At 56.4% G+C, this 6,748-nt stretch carries 11 protein-coding genes; all 11 read right to left on the bottom strand.

Annotated elements, in window-relative coordinates; genetic code table 11:
• Positions 1-19 precede the first annotated feature (19 nt).
• The 11 genes from CIK74_RS17495 to CIK74_RS17445 all read right to left on the bottom strand — a co-directional run bounded on the left by CIK74_RS17495 (position 20) and on the right by CIK74_RS17445 (position 6,745).
• Positions 20-355 carry a hypothetical protein gene (locus CIK74_RS17495; RefSeq protein ID WP_096257698.1) on the bottom strand — a complete coding sequence of 112 codons (336 nt, stop codon included), beginning with the start codon at positions 353-355 and terminating at the stop codon, positions 20-22.
• 60 nt (positions 356-415) lie between these two features.
• Positions 416-934: an HNH endonuclease signature motif containing protein gene (locus tag CIK74_RS17490; protein WP_170947935.1), complete on the bottom strand. Its 519-nt coding sequence runs from the start codon at positions 932-934 to the stop codon at positions 416-418.
• Positions 935-1,150: 216 nt separating this feature from the next.
• Entirely contained in the window at positions 1,151-3,238 is a 2,088-nt protein-coding gene (locus CIK74_RS17485; RefSeq protein WP_096257696.1) for a glycosyl hydrolase family 18 protein, read from the bottom strand.
• Positions 3,238-3,705, bottom strand: coding sequence for a hypothetical protein (locus tag CIK74_RS17480; RefSeq protein ID WP_096257695.1), 468 nt, complete (start codon positions 3,703-3,705; stop codon positions 3,238-3,240). Before CIK74_RS17480 ends, CIK74_RS17485 begins: the two co-directional genes overlap by 1 nt.
• Positions 3,706-3,714: 9 nt before the next feature.
• Positions 3,715-4,101 carry a hypothetical protein gene (locus CIK74_RS17475; RefSeq protein ID WP_096257694.1) on the bottom strand — a complete coding sequence of 129 codons (387 nt, stop codon included), beginning with the start codon at positions 4,099-4,101 and terminating at the stop codon, positions 3,715-3,717.
• A complete protein-coding gene (locus tag CIK74_RS17470; protein WP_096257693.1) occupies positions 4,098-4,490 on the bottom strand; it encodes a hypothetical protein in 393 nt (130 codons plus the stop codon). The genes CIK74_RS17475 and CIK74_RS17470 overlap by 4 nt, the downstream gene beginning before the upstream one ends.
• Positions 4,487-4,861: a hypothetical protein gene (locus CIK74_RS17465; protein ID WP_096257692.1), complete on the bottom strand. Its 375-nt coding sequence runs from the start codon at positions 4,859-4,861 to the stop codon at positions 4,487-4,489. The genes CIK74_RS17470 and CIK74_RS17465 overlap by 4 nt, the downstream gene beginning before the upstream one ends.
• Complete coding sequence (locus tag CIK74_RS17460) at positions 4,861-5,247, bottom strand: hypothetical protein (protein ID WP_096257691.1); 387 nt, start codon at positions 5,245-5,247, stop codon at positions 4,861-4,863. Before CIK74_RS17460 ends, CIK74_RS17465 begins: the two co-directional genes overlap by 1 nt.
• 3 nt (positions 5,248-5,250) lie before the next feature.
• The gene (locus CIK74_RS17455) at positions 5,251-5,634 is read right to left on the bottom strand and encodes a hypothetical protein (RefSeq protein ID WP_096257690.1); all 384 of its coding nucleotides are present in this window, start codon (positions 5,632-5,634) and stop codon (positions 5,251-5,253) included.
• A complete protein-coding gene (locus CIK74_RS17450) occupies positions 5,631-6,023 on the bottom strand; it encodes a hypothetical protein (protein ID WP_096257689.1) in 393 nt (130 codons plus the stop codon). Before CIK74_RS17450 ends, CIK74_RS17455 begins: the two co-directional genes overlap by 4 nt.
• Positions 6,023-6,745, bottom strand: coding sequence for a hypothetical protein (locus CIK74_RS17445; RefSeq protein WP_096257688.1), 723 nt, complete (start codon positions 6,743-6,745; stop codon positions 6,023-6,025). The genes CIK74_RS17450 and CIK74_RS17445 overlap by 1 nt, the downstream gene beginning before the upstream one ends.
• Positions 6,746-6,748: the final 3 nt, after the last annotated feature.

The following is a 6,748-nucleotide window of genomic DNA, read 5'->3' as shown; positions in this document are numbered from 1 at the left end:
ACATTTGGGGAGCAGTTCACTAGTCGAATAGGTCTTTGATCGTGTGGGGCGGGTCTGGCGGCGGCGCTCCCCCGCCTTTGTAAATATGGTCAATGAGAGCCCGGCAATAAGCCCATAGCCCCACGTTGCGCCGCTCGGTCATGTCCAGCCGGTTTTCCATTGCCGACATTCGGCGCCGGTCTGAGTCCTGCTGTGCCCGGTCGGTCTTAGCTTTTACGCCAAGATAGGTTAGATAAGCTGTGAAGATGACGCCGAAGAGAGTTATTAGGCCGAGTATCACCGGCTCGGTGATTATGGCCTTTTGGTTTTCGTCGGCTTCGATTATGGCGGTCGAAATGTTGAGCCACGTAGGCATCAAATCACCTTTCGGATATAGCAATGGCCCCCGTCGAAACGAGAGCCATTGAGGTAGTAGTTATGATGCGCGACGGTCAATGTCGTTATGCGTGAACAATTCGAGACGCTTCACCCTTGCCGCTTCGCCAGCTTCGGCGGGGTCGCGGAACGTTCCAAGATCGTAGGTGATGCCATGATGCATGACTCTGGCAACCCACCTATCCTTAGCTGCATCCCATCCAACGCCGAGTATTCCCGACTTGCTGTCACGGTGTGGACCGGCGATGTTTTCGATGTTCTGCTTGTTCGTGACAACGCGGAGGTGCGCCGGGTTTACGCAAGCTCGGTTGTGGCAAATATGGTCAAGGAACTTCCCTTCGGGTATTACGCCGACTTGCATTTCGTATGATGCCCGATGAGCTAGGTATGTACGATTTTTGTAGTGGAAACTTCCGTAACCATCAACCAATGAGCCAGTGTAATTCCAGCACGATTTGGTCTTTTTGACTCGAAACATCAGGCGCTCAAGGTTTGTCATTCCGTTCGTGAGAGCCTGCCCAACAAGCGGCGTGAGTGGCTTTCCTTTCCACTTCTGCATGTAGTGGCCTTGGCATAGGCCACGAGTTTTTACATTCTTCGCGCACCCGTCGAATGAGCAAGTTTTGGCGGGGGAAGATGAATTGGGTACCATTGCAGGTAGCCCCTTTCTACTGATACTAGATTCGGGGTAGGCCTCGGTTAGTGTTTCCGCACTTTCCGAGGCCGTTCTTATACCCCTAATTCTACCAATTTGGGAACTAAATTAATAGTTGACTCAATCGTCCAAACGCTTACTTGCTTGACTGAACTCACCGCCAGCAATCGCCGACCAGGTTCTCACGTCCTCTTGCCCGATTGACCATAGAGCAACCCCCTGTAACCCCCAGTCAAGGACTGCGCGGCCTAGCCAGTGGACAACGGTTGTCGCGTCGGTGAAGTACACCAGCGATCCGCCGTCGCGATCCAAAATGTAATTGCGACCAATCCATGCGTCATGATCGAGTGGCCGAATGGTGACCGTAGTTTCGATTCCGGGGTTTATCGGCGCGTCTTTCCAGTGAGTAAATACCCAGTCGAGCGCGTACCCGGTTTCGCGGGTTGCGGATTCTTCCACGTCGGTGTTTGGTCGGAATCGGTTTTGCGAATCCCATGTGACATTGGTTCGCTCGACTCGACCGAGCACTTTTCGTTGACCGTTTATCTCTACTTCGATTGCTTCGCGTGGCTGATAGAGCCACCCGTCACCCAAGTAAATATGGTCAATCCATGCTTGCCCGGTTGCCTTGTAGCCCGTCGCGCCTCCGGGCGGCGTGGTGGTCGCTTCGAGTCGCATAGGAATCGTTGTTTCTGCGTTGGAGAAGTACACGCGAGCCGAGCCCTCACGCACCCGCAAGGCGAGCACGCACCGGCCAACTTGCGCGGTGGCTCCGACCTGCTGCGCGCCGACGTTCGTTGAGCGGAGTACCGTTGTGCCGCGCATGAGCCGCAGCGTGCCGGTGTTCGTGAGTTCCGCGGTGATGCCTTGCGACGTGACCGAGAACGTGCCGCCCGTTGCGAACTGGAAGCGTGCCATTGCATAGAGTGGCTGCGCGCCGAACGCGTTATCAAAAACGAGTTCGCCTGTGCCCCGATATTGCTTATACGTGTCGGTAACTTGCTCGAAAGCCCACGCGCCCGAAGGCTCACTGTAAACGTTGCTGAGCTGCTGGCTACTCGACGCATAATCGTCAATGATTGTCGCGGCAATTGCTTCGCGCTGGATTAGCTCGGTTGTGAGCGTGAAGCCGACTTTCGGGGTTACCGTCTGCCCGTTGGATGCAATGACCGGCTCGGCGCGCATCTTGTAATCAATCCGCGAGCTGCCGACTGAGTTGTCGGTGACACCCCAAATTGGCACGGTGGCCGGCTGCCCGTAGCGGACGGCGTATTGCTTGCTCTGGAATTCTCCACCGACTGCGCCGGCCACTGAATCCCATTGCGTCGCTTCCAGCCAGTCGTAACCTTCAAGCACTCCCCAGAGCGTCTTGCTGGACTCATCGCGGTAGCAGAGCCAGCCAATGGCCTCATGCGTGCCGGTGTCCGACCAAGGGCGCGCCCCGGTGAAGTACTGCCACGCACTGTAGTAAGTGCCTGAAACGCCTCGCCGGGTAGCTCCCCAGGATGAAGGGTAATCATGGATCGACCAGAAGTAGGCGTAGAGCGGAATGCCCATGCTGATCTTGCCCGGGTCGATCTGCGTGTATGCCCAGTCGTAAACCTGTTCAAGCCAGAAGCCGGGAGATACCGGGCCGGGCGCACTACCGGACCAAGCGAAGTCGTAGGACATGATTGAAACGTGATCGAGGATCTGCCCGAGCTGCTTGTAGCGCACCCAGTTTTCACCGCCGACTGAACCGGTAGCTGTCAGTGCGGGTAGTGCGCCAGATGCTTTCTTGCCGAGCGTGTGCGCCCGGTTGGTGATGACTCGAAAGAGCTCTTCGGAATCGGCCGAGCGCGCATTGCCGCCCGCTTCCATGTCCAAATCTACGCCGTGAAGCCACGGGTACATGTCGAACATTTTCGCTTCGACTTCATCAGCGAGGCGGTTTCGGGCGGTCGCTGAGTCGCGCAACGCTTCGAAGATTGTGTATGGCCCATCTATGGGGTCATCCATGTTTCGGAAGCAACCCCACCAGCGGATGTGCGGCCATTTTGCCCGGTATGCGTCGAGCTGCGCGGGGTCGAATGTTTCGGTGAGTGTGCCGTCTTTGGCGACGATCCAGCCGAATATTGATAGGTCGGTGATTCGGTCGCCGTACTGATCCAGCACTAGCCGGATTCGGTCGGTCCAAGATAGGCCAACCCATGCCCAAACGTTCGCCATTATGACCTCTCATTCCATGATGCTTGTAGGTGTGCGCGTCCGGCTAGGACTGTGTTTAGTGTGAGGTCTTGGCGCTCGGTAATGATCGGTGCGCGCCCGTAGCCTTGCGAGGCGTAGTGATTGAGTCCGTCTACTTCGGCAACGCCGTTGAGTGCCCCGAATTTGTATGCGCCGACGCGGGTTTCGCCCTTGCCTCGGATTCGCATGTATACGGGCGCGGCTTTGTCTGCGTTGGATAGGGCGACGACTTGCAAGCCGGGGTTGATTACTCCGTTGCGGTATTGCGCCCGGCCTATCGTTGTTCCGACTTCGGCGGGGTTTGGCACGACTCCGGTCGGTTGTTCGCCGGCTTGCAACTGGATATCTGTGATCGTGACGCTCGCGGACGTTGGCACGTCTGTCGCGCTGATTTTTAGCTTGATCGACGCAACAGGCTTATCAACGTAGATCGGTTGCTGTAGGCGCAATTTGACCTCCTAGAACGGCAATCCTCGCGGGGTCATTCCGGTGACGATTAGCTCGCCTTTTCGATCCCACAGGGGCAACCCGGCCATTGTGTTAGATGAATAGCTTATGAGTCGGCTTGTGCGGTTCACGTAGCAGTATGCGGCCCCGACCGGCATGTAAATCGGCAAGGGTAGGTTTTGCGGTGGCAAGAGCGCTAGTGGGATGCCCGCCATGAATTGATTGCTTGTTGCGTCATCCCCGACGAGTCGCATTGGCCAGAAAAGTAGGTTTGGTAAGGCCGAGACTCCGCATGTTTGCGAGCCTGTCGAGCGCCAGCCGTTGACTAGGTATTCGCGTAGGTCGAACCACGGGTTAGTGTCCGGGTATGCGGTGTTCAAAAGTGCTAGCTCGGTCACGATGCCCTCCGTAGGTAGGTGGATTCCACCACGTAGTTACTCAGGCTCCCGTTGGTGAGCGTCGCATAATCCCCGGTGATGGAGAAGATTTGTGTTCGCCCGTCCGTTCGCATCCAAAACGCTATGTCGCCGGGCGCTGCGGCGTATGCTCCAAAAACTCGGTCACCAGCCGGGATAATTTCGTCTTGCAAGTCGCTCGTGATGAACCGGTCAGTTCCGCGCCGCGTGCGTAGGTAGATGCTGATTTCGTTGCCGTCGATCTTCGCCATGAAAGGGAAGCTCACCGGGTCAGCCGCCCACCCGTTGAGCACAAGGCTTGATAAGTCGTACCAAGGGTTTTGCTCTGGGTAAGGCATCGGCATTTTCGGGAAGTCGTAAATACTGCTCATGCTGGCCTCCGTAGTGTGCGTGCTTCAAAGCTGAGTTCACCGTTTGCTATTCGCACGCCGTAGGTTTGCATGAAATTCCATGAAGCATTCCACTGAACTTGTGCCGCGCTAACACCATGCAAAGCCAATCGCGTGATGTGTGTTGGTGGCATCAACTCAACCGGGATGCCTTCAAGGAACCGCGTATAGTCCGGGTCGATCGCTCCGGAAGTAACTACGCGCACATCCCAATAAACATGATTAGCACCAACCGCCGCCGTGACGCTCCCGGATTGCTTGGCAGTGATGCCGTTAACAAGCAACGATGAAAGATCGTAGGTCGGCAGTTGGTCGGGATAACGAGACGGCAGTTGCGGAAGATCGATAGCCATTACGCCAAACCTCGCCTCGGATAGTTGCCGTACACATATACGTCCCGCCCCGCGTAGGCGGTCAGCATTTCTGCCTCAGTCATCCCCAGACTGTTGAATGACAATGCGATTGCTCCGTCCGCCCAAAGTTCCATGATGCACGGTGGCCCGTTCTGGATGAAGGCGGGCAGGCTTTGGTTCACGGGTGGGCGAAACTCGCCGGGCAGATAACCGGCGATGCGGCGCGAACTGCCTATGACTATCCGGCCACTGACTGAAACGTTGTTCCCGTCGATTATTAGGCGAAGAAACCGGGTGCCGTCACCGATCCACCCATTGACGAATATCCCTTCGACCTGCACCCACGAGGCCTTGTCCGGGTACGCCTGATTCGGAACAAGATTCATGGTTCAGCCCACCTTCCGCGTGTAGGAATATTGAAACGAAAGATCCTCCACGGACCCATCCGCCAAGCTTCTCCCCGGCGTGTAGAGGCGTAACGTTCCGTCTGTGCGCAAGTGCATCCCGATCCCGAAGTCATGCCACGGCGAGAACGCTTGCAACATCTTGTTACCCTCCGGTACGAACGCATCGGGCAGATCCAGAGCGACTATCGAGTTTGTGCCCCGGCGCGTCCGCAAATGCAAATGCGCCGTATTGCCCTCAATCAGACCGTTGAAATGGAACGACGCCGTGTTCATGCCAGTGCGCCAAGACGGTTCGATAAAAGCCATGAGGTCAACCCACGGCTTATTATCTGGGTAAGGTTGCGCGAGGCGTTCCAACTCAGTCATGGTTTACTCCTGGCTGCGGTCAGGTTGAGGAACACCATGCCGTAATCGGCCAGCGTGATCCCCTGTGACCGCCATATCGGCATTGCGATCCATCCGTGAGTTCCAAACTCAACGCCGTGCACATCGCTACCGAACCACCCCGAAGCCTTGCCGTTCGCTGCGACTTTCAAAGATGGGTGCATTGACCGAAAAAGGTAAACGTAGTCAGGGTCTTGGAACTGCCTATCAATACGGATATGGAACGAATAATGAACAAAGTTCCCGTCAGCGCACGAAATCACCGACTGATCAGCATAAGGCGTAAGGCCGCCCGCGAGATACTGGGATACGTCATACCAAGGATTCTTCGAAGGATAAGGCTGACGAGTCGCAACAGGCAAATCGATCACTACTGGCTCCTCTCCGACTTAGTGCCAAGCTTCGGGCGAGTCAAACCAATGCGCCCCGTCGCGCCCGCCGTCTTGCCAACCAACACGAATGCCGGACGCGCCGCACGAGAAGCCGGAAGAATGAAATCGTGCTCCACCCGGTAAGACCAATCCGGCCACGCCGTCAACGACAACTCAGCATTCGAACCCGCCACCGTCGCACCATTCATATAATCCACACGAGGCCGCAACGAACCAACACCCGCCAAACCCTGCGTGAAGACCTGCATCGACCAACCATAAGGACGAGACGACGACTGAACCGCATCACTGCTCGGATACCAAAAACCAATATCGCCAGAGCCCGGCAACGCGGCAACATCAATCCACGAAACCCAGCCAAGGTCAGCATCCCAAAGCGTTTCAACATGCGCGTTATTGCCCGAAGAATCACCAACCCAAACCTGAGCCGGTGCCATAATACGGTTCAAATAAATCTGCGACTCCGCAACCTGAGATTCGAGTGCGTCAATTCTGGCGTTCAATTCCTCAGCCCCTTCCGGTGGCACAATCCCCGCCGACCACGGCATTTCGGTTACGTGGGGCAACCAACCCGACACCACGCCCCCAGGCTGTAGCATCAGGTCGGTTACCTCCACCGTCGCGCCGGTCGGCAAGCCCTTCGAGGTCACGCGCAGTTTGATCAGATTCGGATTACCCGACGTGCGTAACGTTCCCTGCAACGT

This window comes from Glutamicibacter sp. BW77 (assembly GCF_002332285.1).
GTDB classification, from domain to species: Bacteria; Actinomycetota; Actinomycetes; order Actinomycetales; family Micrococcaceae; genus Glutamicibacter; species Glutamicibacter bergerei.
Note: the sequence above shows the minus strand (reverse complement) of the source record. Positions and strands in the feature narration are given on the sequence as shown.

Excerpts from the sequence above, each read along its gene's own strand:
- CIK74_RS17495 (WP_096257698.1), bottom strand. The coding sequence starts at position 355 with ATGCCTACGTGGCTCAACATTTCGACCGCCATAATCGAAGCCGACGAA.
- CIK74_RS17490 (WP_170947935.1), bottom strand. The coding sequence starts at position 934 with ATGCAGAAGTGGAAAGGAAAGCCACTCACGCCGCTTGTTGGGCAGGCT.
- CIK74_RS17485 (WP_096257696.1), bottom strand. The coding sequence starts at position 3,238 with ATGGCGAACGTTTGGGCATGGGTTGGCCTATCTTGGACCGACCGAATC.
- CIK74_RS17470 (WP_096257693.1), bottom strand. The coding sequence starts at position 4,490 with ATGAGCAGTATTTACGACTTCCCGAAAATGCCGATGCCTTACCCAGAG.
- CIK74_RS17465 (WP_096257692.1), bottom strand. The coding sequence starts at position 4,861 with ATGGCTATCGATCTTCCGCAACTGCCGTCTCGTTATCCCGACCAACTG.
- CIK74_RS17460 (WP_096257691.1), bottom strand. The coding sequence starts at position 5,247 with ATGAATCTTGTTCCGAATCAGGCGTACCCGGACAAGGCCTCGTGGGTG.
- CIK74_RS17455 (WP_096257690.1), bottom strand. The coding sequence starts at position 5,634 with ATGACTGAGTTGGAACGCCTCGCGCAACCTTACCCAGATAATAAGCCG.